We start from the raw sequence: 22,369 nt of genomic DNA on the forward strand, positions 1-22,369 counted from the left end.
GTTCTAGCGTTTGAAGCCTATTTATTTCAGCACAGCTTGCACAAGTTGTGAAGCTATGTTTTGCAGCGGTACGATTTGGCTGACACAGCCTGCTTCTACTGCCGATCTCGGCATACCGTAGACGACGCAGGTTTCTTCGGCTTCAGCGATGGTCGTTTCAACTCCCGACTGAACCAATTGCTTCATTCCTTTCGCCCCATCGCTACCCATTCCCGTCATAATGACAGCATGGCGCTTCAAATCGCGAATCGGCAGTAAGGATTCAAAAAGAACGTCAACGGAGGGTCGATGACCATTTCGCTGAGGCTGCTCCGTCAGTGCAATATAATAACCTGAGGCATCTTTGGCAAGTTCCATATGAAAAGCACCTGGTGCAATATACACCTTACCAACAACCACTCTCTCGCCCTGCTCTGCCTCTACAACATGAAGCTCGCTGAAGCTGTCCAGCCTTTGTGCCAAAGACTTCGTAAACTTAGGTGGCATATGCTGTACGATTAGAACAGGTGCAGGGAAATCACCAGGTAATGAGGTGATAACCTCGTGTAGCGCCCTCGGTCCGCCTGTCGAAGTACCGATGGCTACGATATGTTTGAAGGCAGCCGTCGTACCGCTCACTTTTCCTTTTTTGACGACTGGCGGCTCAGTTACAATCGGTTTAACTACAGCTATGGACGTCTTATCTACCGGAGATCGTGTAGTAATGGCCGGTTTATCTTTACTTGGAGCGGCAGCCTCAGGAATCATTGACTTTTTCGTATGTATTGAAGATGGCGAACGCTGCGTCCCTAGCTTCTCCACAGGCTTCGGAGATAATGGCTTATCCCGGCTAGGAGGTTCTGCAGCCTGAGCAGGTAGGATTGGCTTCACCGGCTGCAATGGCTTCGGCATATCTGAAGAAACTTGCTTCTTCGCTTCTTCAACCTCTACCTCAATCGTAATAGGTTTGGATTTCTCGTTAATGGTTATTACCGGCTGATGCCGTTTCGTTAATACTGCAATTCGCAATTTCTCCAGCAATACCTCACCAACCTGATGAATATCGTTGGAGACTGCACTTGATGGCTTACGAATAAAGTCGAAGGCGCCGAACTGAAGCGCTTTGATCGTTTCTCTAGTATTATCCTCGCTTATGCCCGACAACATGATGATAGGAGTAGGATTTTCTCTCATAATGGCTTGCAAAGCTTCTATGCCGTTCATTAAAGGCATTTCCAAATCTAATGTAACAGCGTCCGGTTTCAACTCACGCACTGCCTCAATAGCTTCTTGGCCATTGACCGCAGTAGCGACTATCGTAAACTTAGGATCTTGAATAATTAAATCACTTATAATCTTCCGCATGAATCCGGAATCATCAACAACAAGCACGCGATAAGGAACCATATTTTTTCCTCCTCACTTCCAAAGGATTATCTTGAGAGTCTGAACATTTTGTGCAAAAATCCTTTGACACCGCCGCTAACTGCTCCAGTTTGTGGTAGTTCAAGAAATCGTTTTGCGATTCGTTCAATAGCAATTGAAGCTTCAGTTCCGGGATATGCAACTGTGAATGGCACTTGACGTTTTACCGCTTTTGATACGTTAGGATCATCAGGCAATATACCGAGATGAGGAAGCTCAGACTGTAGAAACCGCTGTGATACCATACTGATTTTATCAGCGGTTTGCTTCCCTTCCTTCGCATCAGAAGCTCGGTTGACGATTAATTTGAAGTGAACATCCACTTCCATGCCTTTCACCATCTTAATTAAAGCATAGGCATCTGTAATCGATGTCGGTTCTGGAGTCGTAACGACAATTGTTTCTTGTGCAGCCGTTATGAACTTAACCGTTTCCTTCGATAATCCTGCCCCAGTATCGAATAGTATTACGTCATATCTGCCGTGAAGCTTACTAATTTCATCCGCGAACCGATCCAACTGCTCGGTGGACAAATCCATCAAGTCGCGAAAACCAGAACCGCCTGCAATAAAATGAAGACCTTCCGGCCCTTCCTGTACAATTTCCCAGATCGTCTTTTCTTGCTTGAGCAGATGATATAAGTTATAAGTTGATGTTACACCCATCAGCACATCAATATTAGCCATACCAATGTCAGCATCAAACACAAGTACTTTCTTGCCCAAGCGCTGCAGAGACAATGCGAAGTTCAGGCTGAAATTCGACTTCCCTACACCGCCTTTCCCACTAGTAACCGTTACTACCCGAGTTGTAAGCGCATCGGTTTGATCCTCTTGCCGCTTAACCAAATTACGCAATGCTTCAGCTTGGTCCATCATGAAGCATTACTCCTTAGAAGCTGACGAATATAAGATTCAACCTTAAAGCTTTCAATATCATCGGGAACAGTTTGGCCGCTTGCCATATAAGTTGGCAGCAGTTCGAAATTCATAATAAGGTTAAAGATTGCACCATATACCGATGTCTCATCAAGTTTAGTGAAAAGCACCTTCTGAACGCCGTACTTGCAGAAATGATCAGCAACAGCAGCCATATCACGTGTTTTTCCTGTCATGCTTAACACTAGTACCGTTTCACTTGGCTCAGTCGTTTGAAGCAAGCTATTCACCTCGGACACATGCAGCTCACTTCGGAAGTTTCTGCCTGCTGTATCCATATAAATGAGTTCACGCTCTTCAAGCTGTTTGAAGGCACGCGGTAAATCCATTTGTGAGAAAACGACCTCTAACGGAACGTTCAAAATATTCGCATATGTTCGAAGCTGATCCACAGCGGCGATTCGATAAGTATCGGATGTAATGAAGCCAACTTTTTTACCATGCTTTATGGTCTGCTCAGCTGCGAGCTTCGCAATCGTTGTTGTTTTTCCGACTCCTGTAGGTCCTACGAAATGTACAACCTTCACATGATTGCTAATTCCGCTGCCACTATAGGGCTTTAGCCATGCTTCCAGTTGAATAAAGGCCCTCTCCCAAACCTGCTCTTCATTAAAGGAAATTCCTTCCTCCTCTTGTTTGTCTAGGAGTTCTTGAAGCAAGCGTTCAATCCACTGCATGTCCATTTCCTGTTCAGTGAGATGTTCTTTCAATGCGAGCAAATGCTCCGTCATCCCTGAGTCTTGTTTTTGCTTCTTTGTAAGAGTAACCATATACTCTCTTAAATCTCTTATTTCATCAATAATAAATTGTTCTCGTTCATTACGCAGCTTTTCCTTATCTACAGCTGTCGGCTGCGGCGGGTCCATGACTGCTGTTGCCGTCGTTCGCTGTACCGTCTGCAGGATCTGCTCAACTGCAGCATCCACCTGTGAATTCACTGCACGCTGTGGTTGAACAGGTGCATTCGCTTGGTTCGTTTCAATGGCAGCAATGACTTCCATCTTTTTTTTGCGAAACATGCCCATAAATCCGCCGACCTTGATTTCCTTCGTGTTCAGAATAACGGCATCTTTGCCAAGCTCGCTTCTGATTAACGACACAGCCTCAGGCAATGCATTCACAACGTATCGCTTTACTCTCATAAATTCACCACCCCGACGCTTTGAACCTCAATATTAGGTTCAAGCTCACTATAAGAAAGCACCGGTACGTCCTGCATCGTTCTCTCTACAATCTGCCTCAAATACATCCGAATGGTAGGTGATGCGAGTACAACAGGCTGCTGTCCGGACTGAATCTGACGATTGACGTGCTCATTCAGCTTCTGATAAATCTGTTGTGTGGACACAGGGTCTAGAGCAATGTAGCTGCCTTGATCAGATTGCTGAACGGACTCTGCAATTTTTTTCTCAAGCTGAGGCCCAACTGTAATTACTCTTAGCGTATCACTTCCCGAAGAGAATTGCTGCGTAATTTGTCTAGATAAAGACTGTCTGACATATTCTGTCAAAATATCGGGATCCTTCGTATAATTTCCATGGTCAGCCAATGCTTCAAAAATCGTTACCAGATCGCGAATCGATACTTTTTCACGCAATAGCTTTGACAAAACCTTCTGGACTTCACCTATGGTTAGAATAGAAGGAATAAGCTCGTCGATAAGTGCTGGATATGATTCTTTCACGTTCTCAACCAGTTGCTTCGTTTCTTGGCGCCCAATAAGCTCATGTGCATGACGCTTAATCACTTCTGTAAGATGTGTTGCAACAACAGAAGGTGGGTCAACAACGGTATAGCCGGAAAGTTCTGCTCTCTCCTTCATCGGCTCATCAATCCATATGGCAGGCAATCCGAACGCAGGCTCCATCGTTTCAATTCCAATAACGGACTCATCTTCGAAACCAGGGCTCATTGCCAAATAGTGATTCAGCAACAAATCGCCGCGAGCAACCGTATTTCCTTTGATTTTGATCACATATTCATTTGGTTTTAATTGAATGTTATCCCGAATTCGAATGACCGGTACGACAAGTCCAAGCTCTAATGCACACTGCCTCCGTATCATAATAATCCGATCCAGTAAATCTCCGCCCTGCTGGGTATCTGCCAGCGGGATAAGACCATACCCGAACTCAAACTCAATAGGATCTACTTGCAATAAACTTATGACGCTCTCTGGGCTCCGAACCTCTTCAATCTGCTGTTCTTCAACGAGCATCTCCTCTTGTTCGTGCTGCTTGTTGATCGCTTTCTGCATATACCAGCCGCCAACCGCAAGCATAATAGCAAATGGCCAAGTCCTAATCGGACCAATCGGCGTAAGGCCGAGCAAGCCAATGGTTCCAGCTGCTATAAACAACAACTTCGGATATTTGAACAGCTGATTGGTTACATCCTCTGCCAAGTTGCCATCTGATGCTGCTCTAGTAACGATAAGGCCTGCAGCGGTTGAAATAAGAAGGGCAGGGATCTGGCTCACAAGTCCGTCACCAATAGTCAGTATGGAGAAAGTAGACAACGACTCACCAAAGCTTAAATCGTGAATCGCCATACCAATAATAAATCCACCGACAAGGTTGATTACAAGAATGATGATGGAAGCAATGGCATCCCCTTTTACGAATTTGCTCGCACCATCCATAGCTCCGTAGAAATCAGCTTCTCTTTCGATTTTGGAACGGCGTGTTCTGGCCTGCTGCTCATTGATCAAACCAGCGTTTAAATCTGCATCAATACTCATTTGTTTACCAGGCATCGCGTCGAGTGTAAATCTTGCCGCTACCTCTGCTACACGCTCTGAACCTTTTGTAATAACAATAAATTGAACGACAACCAGGATAAGAAAGACGATAAACCCTATCGCAATCTGTCCTCCGCCAACCCAGCTTCCGAACGTTGCGACTACTTCCCCAGCCTCTGCATGGGATAATATATTTCTAGTAGTAGAAACGTTTAGAGCAAGACGGAATAGGGTAGTAATTAATAGAATTGCAGGGAAGATGGAGAAATCCAATGCTTCCTTTGTATTCATCGCAATCAGCAAAATCATCAAGGCAATAGAAATGTTTAGAATAATGAGTATATCAAGTAGTAGGACTGGGATCGGGATTATCATCATGAGTACAATACCAATTACGCCAAATAGTACTACAAAGTCCCTTGCTTTCATGACGCCGTCTCCTCCCGTAGTGTTAAGATGATTTTACTCGCCCTTTCATTTTATATACATATGCTAGCACCTCAGCCACAGCTTGGAACAAATCTGGAGGAATAACATCCCCTATTTCAGCTCGTTCGTATAGCGCCCTGGCAAGTGGTTTATTTTCCATCATAACAACGCCGTTTTCTTTAGCTATCTCCCTAATTCGAAGTGCTACGTGATCCATACCTTTTGCAATGATCTTTGGAGCCTCCATCTTAGATGCATCATATTTCAATGCAATAGCAAAGTGAGTCGGGTTGGTAATGATGACATCCGCATTAGGTACTTCCTGCATCATTCGTTGAAACGCCATCCTTCTTTGACGCTCACGAATTCTACCTTTAATTAACGGGTCACCTTCAGATTTTTTATGCTCATCCTTAATATCCTGTTTGGACATTTTCAAACTTTTACTATGTTCATATCGCTGATAGAAATAATCAGCCAATGCGAGAGCAGTCAATACTGCTCCAATCTCAATCCCAAGCTTTAAAGTCAATCCCGCAGTAAAGGTAAATATTTGTTGAATCGGTAGACTTGCAAGCAACAGTATTCGTTCCCATTCTTTGGAGATAGCCATAAATACGAGTACGCCTATAATAAGCAGCTTCAGTATACTTTTCAAAAACTCAACTAACGTTTTAGCTGAAAAAATTTGTTTAAAGCCGTTAATCGGATTGACTTTGTTAAGCTGCATTTTTAGTGGCTCACCAGTCAATAAAAATCCAAACTGTATAACATTTCCCATAATGCCTATCACCACTGTAATAGCAAATATTGGCATCAAAATGAGCAGCAACTCGATCGCTATTTCATTAAATAACGTCATTACATTGCCTGTAGTAATGTCCATCGTGATCCAATTTTCAAATAAATTCCCAAACAACATCATAATATGCTCTTTGAAATAACCGCCCAGCATCATAAAACCCATAAACACAAACATCAATATTAAGGAACCAGCCAAATCAGATGATTTGGCAACTTGGCCTTTTTTTCTTGCTTCGCTTTTTTTCTTAGGTGTGGCCTGTTCTGTCTTTTCCTGACTGAAAAGCTGGAGATCAAGCTCTAGACGGTAATTTCGCACAGAAGCATCCCTCCTATTGCCCTTCAGACGGCGGTCCTTGTACGACACCGAATAATTGCTCTAATGAATCGAACATAATTGAGAATAAGGTTTCGAATATCGCTGTCAGAGATGGCATTAACAGCACTATCAAAAACAAGCCAATGATCAGCTTGAGTGGAATTCCAATGACAAAAACGTTGAACTGCGGTGCCGTTTTCGTTAAGAAGCCTAGCCCAACATCTGTTAGAAACATAGCCACGATAAGCGGTGATGCTACTTGTATGGCAAGTAAGAAGGTATTGCCGACTGCCCGGCTCAAGTAGTCCGTAACGCTGCCGCTCATGAATCGACTGAACAATTCATTATCCAAGGGCATCCATTGATAACTGTCCATAAGTGCTGTCAGCAAGAAATGGTGACCGTTCATCATGAGGAAAATAGTGATAAGCAGCATGTACTTAAAATAGCCAAGCAGCGGTGCAGATGTACCTGTATGAGGATCAACAATGTTAGCCATTGCGAATCCAACCTGCAAATCCATGAAAGCTCCGGCCGTTTGAACCACTGTGAAAAATAAATAAACCACATACCCCATTAACACACCAGTCAAAATTTCACGAAACAGAATGAGTACATATTCTGCATCAGGCACAATCGATTGTTTCATTCCATACGTTAGGAAAACGATAAATGAAATGAAAAAACCGAGTCCTATTTTGAAAACATTCGGCACACCTCGCGAAGAAAAGACAGGCGCGACGACGAAAAACGCAGTAATTCGACAAAAGATTAACAAAAAAATAGGAAAACCTTGTACGATCGCGTTCATTCACTCACAACCTAACCGATGTAATTATGAAGATTATTCAGCAGATTGTATGTGAAATCGACAACCGTATTTAGAATCCATGGACCAAAAATGATGATGGAAACAAAAACAGCTACAATTTTCGGAACAAATGCGAGCGTCTGCTCTTGAATCTGAGTTGTAGCTTGAAAAATACTTACGATTAGACCTACGACCAAAGCAAGAACGAGCATTGGCGCACTGGCTTTCAAAACCACGAATACAGCCTCTCCGGCTAACCCGATAATGAAATCAGTACTCATCGAACGTCCCTCCCTGCTGCTATCACGAGTTAAAGCTGAACAATAATGATTTAACGATCAAGTACCAGCCATCTACTAGTACGAAAAGCAATAATTTGAAAGGCAGAGATATCATAACCGGCGGTAGCATCATCATCCCCATCGCCATCAAGGTACTGGCTACGATCATGTCAATGACCAGGAACGGAATGAATATCATAAAGCCCATTTGGAACGCTGTTTTCAATTCGCTTATCGCATACGCTGGTATTAATACGGTAATGGGAATCTCTTCGAATGAAGCAGGCTTCTCGGTTTTTGTATAATTCATGAACAGCATAAGATCCTTCTCGCGCGTATGCGAGAACATAAACTTTTTCATCGGCACAGAAGCTTCTTTAAAGGCTTCCGTTTGTGTAATCTCACCTTTCAAATAAGGCTGAAGTGCAACCTCATTCACTTGTGAGAAAGTTGGAGCCATTATGAAAAAAGTTAAAAACATCGCCAATCCGATAAGCACCTGGTTTGGCGGCATTTGCTGTGTACCCAGTGAAGTTCTAACAAAACCCAGTACGATTACAATTCTTGTAAAGCTTGTCATCATCACCATGATAGCCGGAGCAACGCTTAGCACTGTAATCAGAAGAAGAATGGATAATGCGCTTGTATCGGGTGTTTCACCATTCCCGTCACCAATATTGATGGATATATCGGGTAACGGCTCTGCAAATGCTTGATTATGAACGAACATCGCAAGCAGCTGTACAGCGACGATTGATATCCACCACTTATTTTTCATCATCCATCAACCGTTCATTTGATTTTGAGTCATGCAATAGCGATTCCAATTGCTGTTTACGATCAGCTTGCTGACTAAGTTTGTTTTGCAATAAATCTTGAAAAGAGGACGTTTTGTTCCATTGCTCGTTTATTGGCTCTGATTCATTCTTTTGATTGCGGTTTTTGAGCTTGCTAATGACTTGCCCTACAAGGTCATTGCTCCATCCAGCATCCTTCTGTCGCTCTAATGCAGCAATTACTGCACTAACCTGCTCAGGATCGTCAACCTTATCAATAAGTGTAATACTGTCGCCTACACCAACTATGTAAATCCGTCCAGCAATTTCGACTACTTGCAAAGAATTGTTTTGTCCGAGCGCAATGCCGCCGAGCGAACGAAGCGATCGGTTCGTTCCCCACATGCGGTTGCGCTGAGACAGAAATTTGATTACAAAAATAATTAATACGATAACGATAGCTAGCGACACGATAACCCATACTAGACTGCCTGCGAGATGATTAGATCCCGTAAACACGATTTGCTCGTCATTGTTTGCGCTGCTGCCGTCTAAGGCAGCAGCAGCCGCAAATCGAGGCCATATCGCCATCCCAAGAGCAGACACCATTGAAATGCGCGAAGTTAAGTTAAGCATAATATCTAACCGTTATCCGAGTGTTTTCTTAATCGCTTCAATTACGCGATCAGCTTGAAACGGTTTGACGATGAAGTCCTTTGCGCCTGCTTGAATCGCATCAATAACCATTGCTTGCTGACCCATTGCTGAACACATAATTACTTTTGCATTGCCATCGAGCTTTTTAATTTCTTTAAGTGCGGAAATTCCGTCCATTTCAGGCATCGTAATATCCATTGTTGTTAGATCGGGTTTTAACTCCTTGTACTTCTCAACCGCCTGAGCGCCATCTTGGGCTTCACCGACGACTTCGTAGCCGTTCTTTGATAAAATGTCACGAATCATCATGCGCATGAAAGCTGCGTCGTCTACGATAAGAATGCGGTTTGCCATCTTTTTATCCTCCTAGGATGCTATTGTAATTTTTGAATGCGGTCCCATTGGCTTACGATATCCGTTACTCGCACACCAAAGTTTTCATCGATAACAACAACCTCGCCTTTAGCGATCAACTTGTTGTTTACCAAGATGTCCACTGGTTCACCAGCTAGCTTGTCCAGCTCAATAATAGAACCTTGCGACAGCTCCAAAATATCTTTTATCTGCTTTTGGGTCCTTCCTAATTCTACAGTGACCTTTAGCGGTATGTCGAGAAGTAAATTGAGGTTTGTCTCATCTGGCTGAATATATGGCGCATTGCCAAAATTAGCAAATTGGACGGGCTGTACATTTACGTTTCGATTAGCAGCATGACCATATGTATGCGGCCCTGGCGGCTGCATTGACATATCATAGCCCGCTGCAGGCGTTTGGTACTGTGTAGGAGCCATTTGCTGTTGCATAGGCGGTGCTGCATGCATTTGCGGCGGCGCAGCGTTCATATGCGCAGTTGCTGCCGTTTCCTGCATCATTGCTTGCTGCTGCGCAACTGGCGGCGCAGCTACAGCTGCTGGTGCTGCTACAACTGCCGGTTCATCAACCACACCCATTAGAATATCAACCATTTGTTTCGCAAACGGTATTGGAAGCAACTGCATAATAGTAGAATCAATGAGATCACCAATCGTTAAACGGAATGAAATTTTAATAAACAGATCAACAGGCGGCAAGTGCTCCATCCCATCGCCATTGTTCACATCCAGAATATCAATGCCAGGAGGCGAGATATTAACAAACCGATTAAAAATCGTCGACATCGATGTAGCCGAGGATCCCATCATTTGATTCATCGCTTCTTGCACAGCACTGATATGAATTTCATTAAGCTCTTCAACGGTAATATTGTTACCTTCACCACCAAGCATCAGATCCGCGATAATTTGAGCATCCTTTGTTTTAATAACCAAGGAGTTAATGCCTTGAAACCCATCCACATATTGCACACTAACAGCAACATGCGGTTTAGGGAAAATATCAGCCAGCTCATCTTTTCTCACAATCGTTACTTGTGGAGTCGTTATATCCACTTTCTTGCCCAGCAAGGTGGATAACGCTGTTGCTGCACTGCCGAATGTAATGTTTCCTATCTCGCCAAGTGCAGATTGTTCCATTTCAGATAAGAAATCCGAAAGCTGTGCACCGACCTCAGAAGACTGCTCAGCTTCCGGATCATTGGAGGACTGACGGAGCAACGCATCAATTTCCTCTTGTGACAAATAGTCCTTACTCGTCATAATCTTCTTCCACTCCCTCAACGACAATCTCATCTACTTGAACAGCTATCCGACCCTTCACTGAGCCAGGACTTCCGATAAACTTCAGCTTGTCCCCTACTTTAATGCTCAGACCGTCATCTACTGACTTATTCAGTGATATGACATCACCGATGTTCAGACCTAAGAACTCTTTAATCGTAAGTGAGGATTCACCAAGCTCAGCAACGATAGGCAGCTTAGCTTTATTAACACGCTGCTCGAGAATCTCGACTTCCTCTGGTGCCCGAGCCTTCTTCTGAGAAACAAACCAATGGTGAACGGATAACCTTGACATAATCGGTTCAATAACAACATGGGGGATACAGAGATTAATCATGCCTGTCGTATCGCCAATCTTGGTACTGAAGGATATTAGCGCTATCGTTTCATTCGGAGAAACTATCTGCATAAACTGCGGATTTGTCTCCAGTGCTTCAAGCCTTGGCGAAATGTCGATAATCGTTTTCCATGCTTCTTGCAGACTTTCAAACGTTCTACTGAAGATCCGTTCCATGATAATGGTCTCAATCTCCGTTAAATTGTTGATTTTGGAGGGTGCTACCCCCTGTCCGCCAAGCATGCGATCGAGCATTGCGTAAGCTACGTTCGGATGAACCTCCAGCACCATTCGTCCTTCGAGCGGCTCCGCTTCAAATATATTCAAAATCGTCATCTTAGGAATCGAACGAATGAATTCATCATACGGCAATTGTTCGACTTGCACGACATTGATTTGAACAAATGTGCGAAGTTGCGCTGAGAAATAGGTTGTCAAATATCGCGCGAAGTTCTCATGAATCCTTGTTAAGCTTCTAATATGATCCTTAGAGAAACGAACGGCACGCTTGAAATCGTATAAGCTGACTTTGCGTGTTGTCTCTTCTTTTTTCAGATCTTCTGCGTCCATTTCGCCGGAATCTAAAGCTGCTAACAGCGCATCTATTTCATTTTGCGATAGAACATCAACCAAATATCTCACCTCCTTCGAGGAATGTCTGCGTAGTCAGTTAAATTTCAGTAATAATAAAGTTTGTGATTTCTACTTTAACCAATTTCCCTTTCGGCACGATTGGTGTAATGAGATTCAGCAGCTTAGATTCAAGCGCATCTTCTCCTTGAGAGCCTTTCAGATCATCAGCGGTCATATCAGCCAAAGCCCGATTAATAATAGGCCTTACTTCAATTTCCATAATCTTATCGAACTCTTCCTTTGCTTTCTTCCCATCTAGCTGGAATGCAAAGCTAAGCACTACAACATATTCTGGATCTTTAAGATTTCTTCTGAAATCTTTTAATTCTGAAGTAACTTCAACCCGCTCGTCTGCGGATAAAACCTTAACCTCAATCGTTTTTGTTTCTGTAGCCTGTTCTTTTGGATCTGCAAAAAATGATTTAAATAATATGATAGCAACAACCGCTATCAATGTGATAGAAAGCAGAATGGTAATTAACCAAGGAAGCATTTTTTTCATGATGAGGGACCCTCCGTTTGCTCACTCTTTTGGGCCGCCGCAATGAGGCCAATTGTGCTAAGGTAATGTTGATTAAGCAACAGTATCTCCGCTGTTTTCTCCGTAACGACTAATTTCTTACCAGTTGTAAGTGTTACAACCGTGTCTGCTGCTTCTTCAATCACTTCAATTAGTAAGGCATTTATTGTTACTTTGGTTCCATTTAAACGCGTTACGGTAATCATTAGTTACCCCCCTCACACCTAGGGGAGGCACTAAGCCTCCCGCTCGTTATGAATTACCTATCGTTTTAAGTTTACAACCTCTTGCAGAATCTCATCTGAAGTTGTGATGATTCGCGAGTTCGCTTGGAAACCACGCTGAGCCACAATCATTTCAGTGAATTCAGCTGTTAGATCTACGTTGGACATTTCAAGCTGCCCAGCAATAATAGCTCCTGTACCAATCTCCGGATCGCCTGCGAATGTGATGAAATCCTCAATCGAAGCGTCAGGGTTAGCATTCGCCGTTACGCGGTACATATTGCCGCCAAGTTTCTCTAAACCACTCGGATTGACTACTTTTGCTACTCCAAGCTGTGCAACAGCTTCAGTACCATCAGCAGTAACACCCATAATCGTACCATCTTGACCAATAGAGAACGCAGTAATGGCTTCATCAAGCACGATTGGCTCCTGATCGACGCTGAGAACAAAGTAGCCGTCTGCCGTAACCAACTGTCTATTGGCATCAAGTGTGAAGTTTCCGGCACGCGTAAGCAGCATTTCGGAATCGTCGCTTGCTCTGACAACAAAGAATCCATCTCCATCAATACGAAGATCCGTTGCTTGGTTTGTTGTCATGGCACTTCCCGCTGTATGTACCGTATCGATTGAACCGATGGATACACCTAAGCCGATTTGTTTGGCATTGACACCGCCTCGGACGCCTTCTTCTGGTGCTGTGACTCCAGCAACTGTTTGGCTTAGAATATCTTTGAACATTACTCGGCCTGCTTTGAAACCAACCGTATTTACGTTCGCGATATTGTTACCAATTACATCAAGTTTTGTTTGAAAGCCACGCATACCGGAAACGCCCGAATACATCGATCTTAGCATGTTAGTTATTCCTCCTGGAATATGGATTGAAATCCTCTTACTTGAAAAAGATGTATGCACTATCATTTCAGCTGCTTCAATCGGTCCACAGCTTGAGGCTTCCTGATAGGTCCAGCCTGTTTACGATAAAATAATAGCACTATCGATCTGAGTGAATACATTGCTCTTCATTTGTCCGCCATCCATTGCAGTAACAACTGTGCGACTTGGCACGTTTACGATCATTGCAATATCACGAAATACAATTAAGGAATCCTGTGCACCTTTGGAGGCTGCTTCTTCTACCGCATTCATAATTTTGGTCAGTGACTCAGGCTGCAAGTTAATGCCCCTCTGCTGCATTCGCACCTCAGCATGATGGCTGAATTTAAGCACTTTGGCATTCAGCATATCTTGGAAATCTGTCGACTGCTGACTACGACTGGATGCCGTTTTGCTCGCTTGAAGAGGTGTGGTCTTCACTGGGAAAATATGGCCGATTTTGACGCCGTCATTCATCAGCTACCAGCTCCTTCCTCAGCATTCACTGATTCAGAAGAATCGCTGCTAGCTCCGCTTTCACTGTTCGTAGATTCTTCACTGCTTTTCGTTTCCGAAATCGAAGTTACATAATCAAGTGCAACCTCAGCTCCGCCAACTCTCGCATAAAGAATACCATCCTTCGAAATAATGGAATCAACTACACCTTTAACGGTTTGAACCTCACCAGCATCGTTATATTCGTTCCATTCAATCGATTTACCGATTAAGCTTGACGCTGAACCGATGTTCTGACGCATTAAGGAAAGCTCCGTTGACATATTCATGAGTTGTTCGACAGAAGTAAATTGTGCCATCTGCGCAATAAAGTCCTTGTCCTGCAACGGCTGCATCGGATCTTGATTCCTTAGCTGTGTGACCAGAATACTTAAAAACTGATCTTTACCTAACGTATCAGAGCTTTTTTTGTTGGCAGCAGCTTGTACATTTGCTTGGCTGTAATTTGGCCAAACGGCGCGAGTTGAAACGCTATCTGTCATTTCCAATCACCTCCGTTCAATTGGACGGTACTTGAACATCGTTATGCTTTCACATTAATGCCTCTTCCGAAACCAAGACCTTGGATTGTAGCTTGCTGAACCATCTCTGTCTCGAATTGACCTTCATTTGCAGCCTCATCATGACTAAAGTTTTGACGATTCGAAGCTTGCTGCTGACTGCTTCCTTGTCCTTGTTGCTGCTGAGACAGCTGCGTAGCAGATTGACCTTGCGAAACTTCTAGTTTATCAACCATTAGTCCCTGTGCTTGAAGTGCCGAACGCAATTGCGCCATTTGATTGTCAAGCATATCTTTGGCCATAGCGGTATCTGTCTGGAAAATAGCCGTCAATAATCCGTTTTGCATCGTTATGCGTACATCAACCTGTCCCAAATGCTCTGGGAAAAGCATGATCTTAGCTTCTGAAATGCCATTGACAGTCGTTAAATCAAATTTCTGAACGATCATTCCAGTCATTGATTGCGCGAATTGTTCTGCTACTACGAAAGAAGTCGTAGCAGTGGCGTTAGCAACTAAAGGCGCTAAGCTTCGCGTCGTTTCCGAATGAGTCGTGTTCAGATGAACGGGTTGATTAACATCAAAGTCAGAAACTACAACATCTGAATCAACGCTTTGACCCATCGCTTGCGCGACTGTTGTCAAAAAGGCTGGATGAGCTGTCTGCTGTGATAAACGTTGCAGCATTGTTCCTGAATCAGCTTGCGGTGCTGCTTGTGCGGAAAAAAGTTGTTGTGCAAAGGCCGTCGATTTCGTTTGTGATTTCGTCGTATCCACCGGCTCGCCTTCCAGAATCGCTGTTAACGCTTGTAGCTGTTGTGCAATCATTGTTGACGGCTCTTGCTGTCCAATAAGCTTCAAAGAACCTTGATTCAACATAATTTGCATCTGAACAAGTGTATCTTGAAGTTTACTTTTAACAACGCCCGATTGATTCGATAGCTGCGTGATTGCAAAGCCTGACTCTCCCAATTGTTCTTCACTCGTTACTTGGCTCATCACCGGAAGCGGTAATCCGAGCAAAGCAAGCAAAGCATTCATTTGATCAAGCAAGTCCGTTAATTGCTGCAATTGCTCTTCATCTTCGACCGTTACATCAGCCTCATCCGTCTCCAATGTATCCAGTTTGTTCAGCAATTCATCAATGATCAACATAAGATCTGTTAGTGAAGGTGCTACTGCTCCTACTTCTCCCTCAATCACTGCAGCCTTGTTCACAGGGGCAACCAGTGGTGCTGCCTGTGCTTGGCCTGAACTACTTGTAGACTCACTGTTGATTTGCTGTACCAGCGTCTTCTGAAAACCAGCGCCTTGTGTGGATTTGCTTGCTTGTGCTTGCGAAACTACTTGCGCTTGCGGCTGTACAGCTGCGGTTTGTGATATTGCCATTTCCATTGTTTTCACCTCCTTTCTGATAATAAACTCCTAATCCAAAAGAGGCTAGCTTCCAGACATTAGCTTCGTGACAAGCTGTGCGGTTACCTGTTCATTAATGCCAGACATTTCAGAGATAATCGCAGATCTGGTTTCATTGTCGACCGCATTAAGAATGCGAAGTACTTTACTTGCACTGACATCTACCATTTTGATCAGCAGCTCGCCGGCGCTTTTGGCATCCATCGCTGTAAAGGTTGCACTCAGCTGGTCTTGATCCAGAACAGATGAAGCAGGCTTGGCAGTTGTCGTTTTCTCGGATTCTAGTCTTGCTTGAAGGGCAGCAATCTGCAGATCCTTCGCACTAACATTATCCTTGAGCTTCATCGCTACATTTGCCGCTGTCTGCGGATTCATTTTCTCCATGATACGGACACGGTCTTCCGCGCGCATATTCGCAAATACTAACACCATTTCATCAAGCGTCATGCTTTGAATAATCGGAGCAGCCTTGCTTGGTGTTATTTTGGCAATCATGCTTGCAAGCTCTTTAATCTTAGCCTGATACTGCTCGTCATCAAGCGCATCAGCTTCATTCGAACTTTTGAGCTGCGTATTGTCGACTTCCAAATCTTTGACTTCCTGCTCAAGTGTTGTCTTTGCTTGATTAGCCGAAGCCAATTCATTTTCAATCGTAGTTAATTGAGCTTGCAAATCTGCAATTTTAGCAGACATGTTCGAAGCTTTCAATTCATCATCGTTAATTGTACCGCCTGCAACCTTTGGTTCCGGCAATACGTCTTTTAATATAGGAATTGAGTTTCCAGCCGTTAACATCTTATTACGGAAGTCATTGTTGAACAATGTAAACAATACGCCAATGAGTACAATTGCAAATAAAACCGGCGTCATAAAAAACATCATTCTTTCAAGCGTGCTGTAGCCTTGCTTCTCATTATCCGTACCCGCCAATTCCACTCACTCCCTCTAGCCGGTATGACGCATCACTTTATGGGGTTGGTATCATGAAACGGACGCTTGCCATCTCATCCAGCTCGTTCTGCTCTTTAATTTGAAGTGCATACTGGAATCGGTCACGCGCATGATCTTTTGCTTTAAGCCACACTTTTTCATCTTTCATTTTGTCTGAAAGGTTAAGTCTGCTTTGCTCCACCGCTTTTTGTGCATGCAATACGTCTTTCAATTTGTTCGTAATACAGGTTACCAAGAAATCCAAGTATTGCTGAATGACTTGCAATTCAGAAAGCGGGACTGCAATACGAGCAGCGTCATGTAATTTCATTTCCCATTCCTGCTGCTTAGCTCGTAATTGCTCAAGTGACAGCTCTTCAGCAGCCAATGCGCCGATCGCAGCCGATAGAATCCACTCTGCTTGAGTCTTCTCACTTCCCTTTAAATCGACAACCCTCTGAAATGTATACCGAAACGATGCCATTTAAAGGTTCAACTCCTATGAAAATGATTAATTAAATGAGTCTGCGCTTCCTCTAAGCTAACCTTTTCATTGGTTTTCTGCTTCGTATAGCTCTGAATAGACTCAATAAATTCCATGGCAGTATCAATTTCTGCATTTGAACCTCGTTGGTACGCCCCAATATTGATCAAGTCTTCCGAATCTCTATAAATAGCCAATAATTTTTTTAGTTCGTTCGCAGCATCCTGTTGCTCTTCCGTGACGATTTCCTTCATAACCCGACTAACAGAAGCGAGAATATCGATTGCAGGGAAATGACCTTTATGTGCGAGCTGACGGCTTAATACGATATGACCATCCAGAATTCCCCGAACAGCATCTGCGATTGGCTCATTCATATCATCACCGTCTACCAGTACAGTATAGAAGGCTGTAATCGAACCGCTTGGTCCAGTTCCAGCACGCTCAAGCAGCTTCGGCAATGCAGCAAAAACCGATGGCGTATAACCTCGAGTAGCCGGAGGCTCGCCTATTGCAAGACCCACCTCACGAAGAGCCATTGCATAACGCGTAACCGAATCCATCATCAGCATAACGTTCAAGCCGCGATCCCTGAAATACTCAGCAATGGATGTTGCAATAAGAGCACCTTTCATACGAATAAGCGCCGGCTGATCAGATGTGGCTACGATGACAACAGATCGTGCTAAGCCTTCTGGACCGAGATCTTTCTCAATAAACTCCAGAACCTCACGGCCACGCTCACCGATAAGTGCAATGACGTTGACATCCGCAGAGGTGTTACGCGCAATCATACCGAGCAGGGTACTTTTACCAACACCGGATCCAGCAAATATACCGACACGCTGGCCTCGTCCAACAGTAAGCAGCCCATCAATCGCTCTAACGCCAATACCTAGCGGTTCCACTACCCTTGGTCGTTTAAGTGGATTGCTTGGCTCATTATGTGTGGAATAATGAGGCATTCTTCTAGGCAGGAATGAACCGTCGAGTGGGTTCCCTAAGCCATCAAGCACTTTTCCAAGCAGCTCTGAGCCTACTTGAACGGTAAGCGGTTTTCCAGTGCCAACGACATCACAGCCTGGACTAATCGCATGCAAATCACCTAGTGGCATCAGAATGACCTTATTCTCCCGAAAGCCGACGACCTCCGCTTTGATCGGCTTTACACCTTTGGACGGATAGATAAAACAGACATCTCCGATGCTAGCATCCGGGCCCTCTGATTCAACTGTAAGTCCAATAACCTGTGTCACTTTCCCATTCACTCTGACAGGATCGAGCGGATGCAAATGCTCTATGTATTTCAGAACATCCAAATTATTCACTATCATCGGTTTGACCTTTCTCTTCGCTGCTATGGTGAGCAAGATGAATCAGCTCACGCTTAATCTCAGAGAGCTGCGTGTCAATCCGTGCATCAATGCTCCCGAATGAAGAGCGGATAACACATCCATTGTCCTTCACAGTCGAATCTGGAAGTATTTGCAGCTCAGCCTGTGAATCAATTGCGAAGTGAAGCTCTTCTCTTGCTGCTTGCACGAAAGCAAGCTGACTCGGAGCAACACAAAGAGTAATGACGCCTTGTTCTCTCCTGCGTGACAACGATTTGCGAATGAGCTCAAGTGCCATGTCAGGCGCTAAAGTCAACTGCTGCCCAATGATCTTCTCTGCAATTGCACAGCTCAGTTCAACTAAAAACGGCTCTGCCTCTTGGATGATTTGTTCTCGCATGTCAAATGCCGTTTTAAGCACCTCGGATGCTTCTGCAATCTTATGCTCCCATACGCCTCTGAGTTCAGCTTCAGATTGTGCTGAACCTTCGCCGTAACCGAGCTCAAATCCCGCTTTTCTGGATTGCTCAGAAGCCGTTTCGTCTTCTGTTCGTTTTTGAAGCCACCATACTTCAATTTGCTGCCCGGTTTCAGTGAGAAGTCTTTCGCTCTCTGCCACAGCCTCTTGCAATCTTTCTTCCGCATACAGCTGAGCGTCATTCAAGATTTGGTCTCGCAACGTAATGGTCTCTTCATCAGGCTCAGGCTCGATATTCTCTCCCTGAACAAGTGCTTCGTCGATTTCAAAATTCCGCTGATGCAGCCATTCAAGCTGCTTCAATTGATCAAGAGTAATCACACTCGATGATTTGATCAAATTAGACAATGATATCGTCTCCTCCGCCACGAGCGATGATGATTTCACCAGACTCTTCTAATCTGCGTATTGTAGCTACGATACGAGTTTGAGCTTCTTCCACGTCACGCAACCGCACGGGACCCATAAATTCCATTTCTTCCTTGAAAGTCTCGGCCATACGCTTTGACATATTGCGGAAGATTGCTTCCCGCACTTCTTCGCTCGCAACTTTAAGAGCAAGCTGCAGATCTGCATTCTCGATATCGCGAATAATACGTTGGATTGAACGGTTGTCGATGTTGACAATATCTTCGAATACGAACATCCGCTTTTTGATTTCTTCTGCCAACTCTGGATCTTGAATTTCGAGTGCATCCAGAATCGTTCTCTCTGTTCCGCGATCGACGCCGTTCAGAATTTGCACGATAGAATCGATACCGCCTGCATTTGTGTAATCCTGAGTAACCGTAGCTGAAAGTTTTTGTTCTAGCACACGCTCAACCTGAGAGATAACCTCTGGAGATGTACTATCCATCAAAGCGATTCTTCTTGCCACCTCGGCTTGCTTCTCCTGAGGAAGCGATGAAAGAATATGTGATGATTGCTCTGATTGCAAATATGACAATACTAACGCAATAGTTTGTGAATTCTCATTCTGAATAAAGTTCAGAATTTGAGTTGGCTCAGCTTTTCTAGCAAAGTCAAAAGGTCTAACTTGCAGTGTAGCTGTTAATCGATTTATGACCTCAAGTGCTTTTTGTTCACCGAGTGCCTTCTCCAAAATATCCTTGGCATAAGAAATACCACCTTGTGTAATGTATTCCTGTGCCATACATATTTGGTGAAACTCACTAAGAATCGTTTCACGATCCGAGCTGTCTACTTTGCGGACGTTGGCAATCTCCAGCGTTAGCTGTTCAATTTCTTCATCGCGCAAGTGCTTAAAGATTTGAGCGGATACTTCAGGTCCAAGGGTAATTAGTAAAATAGCCGCTTTTTGACGACCCGACAAGCCCTGCATCGATTTTGACATATGAACCACCTCTATTCATCCGCAAGCCATGTACGAAGAAGATTAACGAACTCATCCGGTTTCTTTTTGGCAAGTGTTTCAAGATTTTTGCGAGCCTGACTGTCATTGTTCACACTTTCCAAGTCAAGTGTTGGATATTCCAATTTAGATGGAGCAGCCAACTCAACTTCTTCCTCTACAGCCTTTTTACGTCTACGCGCCAGAATGAAGATAAGCCCGCCGATGATAGCCAGCGCTGCAACACCGATTCCGATTAACCAAGGTGTACTCAATAGATTCGTTTGATTGTTCGACGTGTTGCCTGAGAAAGTACTTGCGATAAGTGAAACTTTTTTCTCAATCAGTTGATCATTCGTAAGATCTTGACCAGAATTAGCAAGCTGAGCGCGCACCAGTGCAGTCAATGAAGCCATAATTGCCGTTCTAGTAGCTTCATCCTCAATTTGTGTTGCTTCGATGCCGATACTAATAGAAAGGTCTTTTAACACAAAAGGTGCCGATACGATATTGCTATTAATTCTCGTAAAGTCATAATTTCTGATTTGAGAATTTGACTCCGATGAGTTCTCGCCAGTTGTAGATGCTTCATAACCAGGCACATCTGTTTCACCGGTACCTGCAACGCCGCCAGCGTCCCCAGAACTTCCAGTTGAAGTATTGTTCGTGATCTCTTCACTCACAACAATTCCGTTGTTATCGTTGTTATCCAAAGGTACAACTACAGCTTCCTGCGACGTTTTTTTATCGAAGTTCATGCTGCTTGAAACTTGAATAACTAGATTGTCAGCTCCGACAATAGGCCCTAGAAACTTCTGGATGTTATTTTTGAGCTCTGTCTCATACTTCCTTTGAATACTGAATTGAGAATCTACAGCATCCGTGCTATTCGCAAGTCCACCATCAACCTCAGAATAAGTTAATTCTCCTTGTGGGCTCATAATTGTGATGTCTTTGATTGCTAGTTTTGGAACAGCGGTTTTCACTAAATTGTAATAGCCGTCAATTTCCTTTTGACTAGGACGGTATCCAGACATAAACTTCATCATGACCGAAACAGAAGCTTGTTCTGCATCTTCAGGTGTGAGAAACACACTTTCTTCAGGCAAATTCACGAGCACCTTCGTGCTGTCAACTCCCTGCATTGCGTTAAGCAGCTGTTGAATTTCCCCATTTAGTGCATTTAAATATTTGACATTGAATTCATTTTCGGTCGTGCCAAATTGGCTCGAGCTGGAGGTGAATGCTTCAAAACCAATTGACCCGTTTTGAACCATTCCTTCTGATCCAACAGCGACCTTAATTTTTGCAGCTGATTTGCTAGGTACTGAGATACTCTTCCCGTTATTGCTCAGCTCGTAAGGGATCCCGCTCCCATCCAAGTAAGTCATAATTGCAGCGGCGTCTGTTGTGTCTAAATTTTGAAATGCAATTTCATATTCGGTTCTCGTAAATACGATTGTTAACAATATTATTGCTAACAACAATCCACTAATAGAAGCCCCCAACCAAATTTTTTGTTTTCTGCCCATTTGGCCCCAGAATTGAGTGAGCCTTCCTCTATATTGGGCGATTCTCTCGTTCACGTTGTCACCTCACCCAAATACTATGCTAGATCAAAAATACGTTTAGATTTGCATCCGCATGATTTCTTGATATGCTTCAACCACTTTGTTGCGGACTTGTGAGGTAAGCTGTAAACTCAGCTGCGCCTGCTCAGTAGCGATAAGAACCTTTGTAACATCTACTTGGCCTAGTAAGTATTTATCATTAAGCTTATGGACGTTTTGTTCTTGGTTGCTTACATTTTCAATAGCCGTTTGTAGATATTGGCCGAAAGATTGTGTCAGCTGTGCCGGCGTCGCTTCTTGGATGGGATTTGCTTCTATTAGTTTGACTGGTTGAACCGGGCCTAGTGACATCGATTGGATCATCAATATTCCTCCTATGCTTCAAA

Annotated in this window: 25 protein-coding genes; all 25 read right to left on the reverse strand. The window is 43.9% G+C overall.

What is annotated here, in order from left to right; genetic code table 11:
* Positions 1–21 precede the first annotated feature (21 nt).
* The 25 genes from FGT79_RS04555 to fliE all read right to left on the reverse strand — a co-directional run bounded on the left by FGT79_RS04555 (position 22) and on the right by fliE (position 22,346).
* Positions 22–1,386: a protein-glutamate methylesterase/protein-glutamine glutaminase gene (locus FGT79_RS04555; protein ID WP_138751570.1), complete on the reverse strand. Its 1,365-nt coding sequence runs from the start codon at positions 1,384–1,386 to the stop codon at positions 22–24.
* A gap of 26 nt (positions 1,387–1,412) precedes the next feature.
* Positions 1,413–2,282, reverse strand: coding sequence for a MinD/ParA family protein (locus FGT79_RS04560; RefSeq protein ID WP_138751571.1), 870 nt, complete (start codon positions 2,280–2,282; stop codon positions 1,413–1,415).
* Positions 2,279–3,484: a flagellar biosynthesis GTPase FlhF gene (gene flhF, locus FGT79_RS04565; protein WP_138751572.1), complete on the reverse strand. Its 1,206-nt coding sequence runs from the start codon at positions 3,482–3,484 to the stop codon at positions 2,279–2,281. Before flhF ends, FGT79_RS04560 begins: the two co-directional genes overlap by 4 nt.
* Positions 3,481–5,511 carry a flagellar biosynthesis protein FlhA gene (gene flhA / locus FGT79_RS04570; protein ID WP_138751573.1) on the reverse strand — a complete coding sequence of 677 codons (2,031 nt, stop codon included), beginning with the start codon at positions 5,509–5,511 and terminating at the stop codon, positions 3,481–3,483. Before flhA ends, flhF begins: the two co-directional genes overlap by 4 nt.
* Positions 5,512–5,533: 22 nt before the next feature.
* The gene (flhB, locus tag FGT79_RS04575; protein WP_138751574.1) at positions 5,534–6,631 is read right to left on the reverse strand and encodes a flagellar biosynthesis protein FlhB; all 1,098 of its coding nucleotides are present in this window, start codon (positions 6,629–6,631) and stop codon (positions 5,534–5,536) included.
* A 13-nt stretch (positions 6,632–6,644) separates the two neighbouring features.
* Complete coding sequence (gene fliR, locus FGT79_RS04580; RefSeq protein WP_138751575.1) at positions 6,645–7,442, reverse strand: flagellar biosynthetic protein FliR; 798 nt, start codon at positions 7,440–7,442, stop codon at positions 6,645–6,647.
* Positions 7,443–7,453: 11 nt separating this feature from the next.
* Positions 7,454–7,723, reverse strand: a complete 270-nt coding sequence (fliQ, locus tag FGT79_RS04585) for a flagellar biosynthesis protein FliQ (RefSeq protein WP_138751576.1) — start codon at positions 7,721–7,723, stop codon at positions 7,454–7,456.
* A 22-nt stretch (positions 7,724–7,745) separates the two neighbouring features.
* A complete protein-coding gene (fliP, locus tag FGT79_RS04590; RefSeq protein WP_246096306.1) occupies positions 7,746–8,453 on the reverse strand; it encodes a flagellar type III secretion system pore protein FliP in 708 nt (235 codons plus the stop codon).
* A 37-nt stretch (positions 8,454–8,490) separates the two neighbouring features.
* Complete coding sequence (locus tag FGT79_RS04595) at positions 8,491–9,090, reverse strand: flagellar biosynthetic protein FliO (RefSeq protein ID WP_171056073.1); 600 nt, start codon at positions 9,088–9,090, stop codon at positions 8,491–8,493.
* Between the two features lie 57 nt (positions 9,091–9,147).
* The gene (locus tag FGT79_RS04600) at positions 9,148–9,510 is read right to left on the reverse strand and encodes a response regulator (protein ID WP_028611027.1); all 363 of its coding nucleotides are present in this window, start codon (positions 9,508–9,510) and stop codon (positions 9,148–9,150) included.
* A gap of 20 nt (positions 9,511–9,530) precedes the next feature.
* Positions 9,531–10,790: a flagellar motor switch phosphatase FliY gene (gene fliY, locus FGT79_RS04605; protein WP_138751578.1), complete on the reverse strand. Its 1,260-nt coding sequence runs from the start codon at positions 10,788–10,790 to the stop codon at positions 9,531–9,533.
* On the reverse strand, positions 10,780–11,781 hold the full coding sequence (gene fliM / locus FGT79_RS04610) for a flagellar motor switch protein FliM (protein ID WP_138751579.1): 1,002 nt from the start codon (positions 11,779–11,781) through the stop codon (positions 10,780–10,782). Before fliM ends, fliY begins: the two co-directional genes overlap by 11 nt.
* Positions 11,782–11,818: 37 nt before the next feature.
* Positions 11,819–12,283: a flagellar basal body-associated FliL family protein gene (locus FGT79_RS04615; protein WP_138751580.1), complete on the reverse strand. Its 465-nt coding sequence runs from the start codon at positions 12,281–12,283 to the stop codon at positions 11,819–11,821.
* Positions 12,280–12,507 (reverse strand): flagellar FlbD family protein, encoded by a 228-nt coding sequence (locus FGT79_RS04620; protein ID WP_138751581.1) that lies wholly within the window; start codon positions 12,505–12,507, stop codon positions 12,280–12,282. The genes FGT79_RS04615 and FGT79_RS04620 overlap by 4 nt, the downstream gene beginning before the upstream one ends.
* 57 nt (positions 12,508–12,564) lie before the next feature.
* A complete protein-coding gene (flgG, locus tag FGT79_RS04625) occupies positions 12,565–13,383 on the reverse strand; it encodes a flagellar basal body rod protein FlgG (protein ID WP_138751582.1) in 819 nt (272 codons plus the stop codon).
* A 120-nt stretch (positions 13,384–13,503) separates the two neighbouring features.
* Complete coding sequence (locus FGT79_RS04630) at positions 13,504–13,881, reverse strand: TIGR02530 family flagellar biosynthesis protein (protein WP_138751583.1); 378 nt, start codon at positions 13,879–13,881, stop codon at positions 13,504–13,506.
* A complete protein-coding gene (locus tag FGT79_RS04635) occupies positions 13,881–14,408 on the reverse strand; it encodes a flagellar hook capping FlgD N-terminal domain-containing protein (protein WP_138751584.1) in 528 nt (175 codons plus the stop codon). Before FGT79_RS04635 ends, FGT79_RS04630 begins: the two co-directional genes overlap by 1 nt.
* Before the next feature lie 35 nt (positions 14,409–14,443).
* Entirely contained in the window at positions 14,444–15,814 is a 1,371-nt protein-coding gene (locus tag FGT79_RS04640; RefSeq protein WP_138751585.1) for a flagellar hook-length control protein FliK, read from the reverse strand.
* Between the two features lie 45 nt (positions 15,815–15,859).
* Positions 15,860–16,765: a MotE family protein gene (locus FGT79_RS04645; protein ID WP_138751586.1), complete on the reverse strand. Its 906-nt coding sequence runs from the start codon at positions 16,763–16,765 to the stop codon at positions 15,860–15,862.
* Positions 16,766–16,802: 37 nt separating this feature from the next.
* On the reverse strand, positions 16,803–17,249 hold the full coding sequence (fliJ, locus tag FGT79_RS04650) for a flagellar export protein FliJ (RefSeq protein WP_138751587.1): 447 nt from the start codon (positions 17,247–17,249) through the stop codon (positions 16,803–16,805).
* 8 nt (positions 17,250–17,257) lie between these two features.
* Positions 17,258–18,583 (reverse strand): flagellar protein export ATPase FliI, encoded by a 1,326-nt coding sequence (gene fliI, locus FGT79_RS04655; protein WP_138751588.1) that lies wholly within the window; start codon positions 18,581–18,583, stop codon positions 17,258–17,260.
* A complete protein-coding gene (locus FGT79_RS04660) occupies positions 18,570–19,409 on the reverse strand; it encodes a FliH/SctL family protein (RefSeq protein WP_138751589.1) in 840 nt (279 codons plus the stop codon). The genes fliI and FGT79_RS04660 overlap by 14 nt, the downstream gene beginning before the upstream one ends.
* A complete protein-coding gene (gene fliG, locus FGT79_RS04665; protein ID WP_138751590.1) occupies positions 19,402–20,415 on the reverse strand; it encodes a flagellar motor switch protein FliG in 1,014 nt (337 codons plus the stop codon). Before fliG ends, FGT79_RS04660 begins: the two co-directional genes overlap by 8 nt.
* A gap of 11 nt (positions 20,416–20,426) precedes the next feature.
* A complete protein-coding gene (gene fliF / locus FGT79_RS04670) occupies positions 20,427–21,998 on the reverse strand; it encodes a flagellar basal-body MS-ring/collar protein FliF (protein ID WP_138751591.1) in 1,572 nt (523 codons plus the stop codon).
* Positions 21,999–22,040: 42 nt separating this feature from the next.
* Positions 22,041–22,346, reverse strand: coding sequence for a flagellar hook-basal body complex protein FliE (gene fliE / locus FGT79_RS04675; RefSeq protein WP_138751592.1), 306 nt, complete (start codon positions 22,344–22,346; stop codon positions 22,041–22,043).
* Between the last annotated feature and the right edge of the window lie 23 nt (positions 22,347–22,369).

The sequence above is a fragment of the Paenibacillus sinopodophylli genome (assembly GCF_005930355.1).
GTDB classification, from domain to species: domain Bacteria; phylum Bacillota; class Bacilli; order Paenibacillales; family Paenibacillaceae; genus Pristimantibacillus; species Pristimantibacillus sinopodophylli.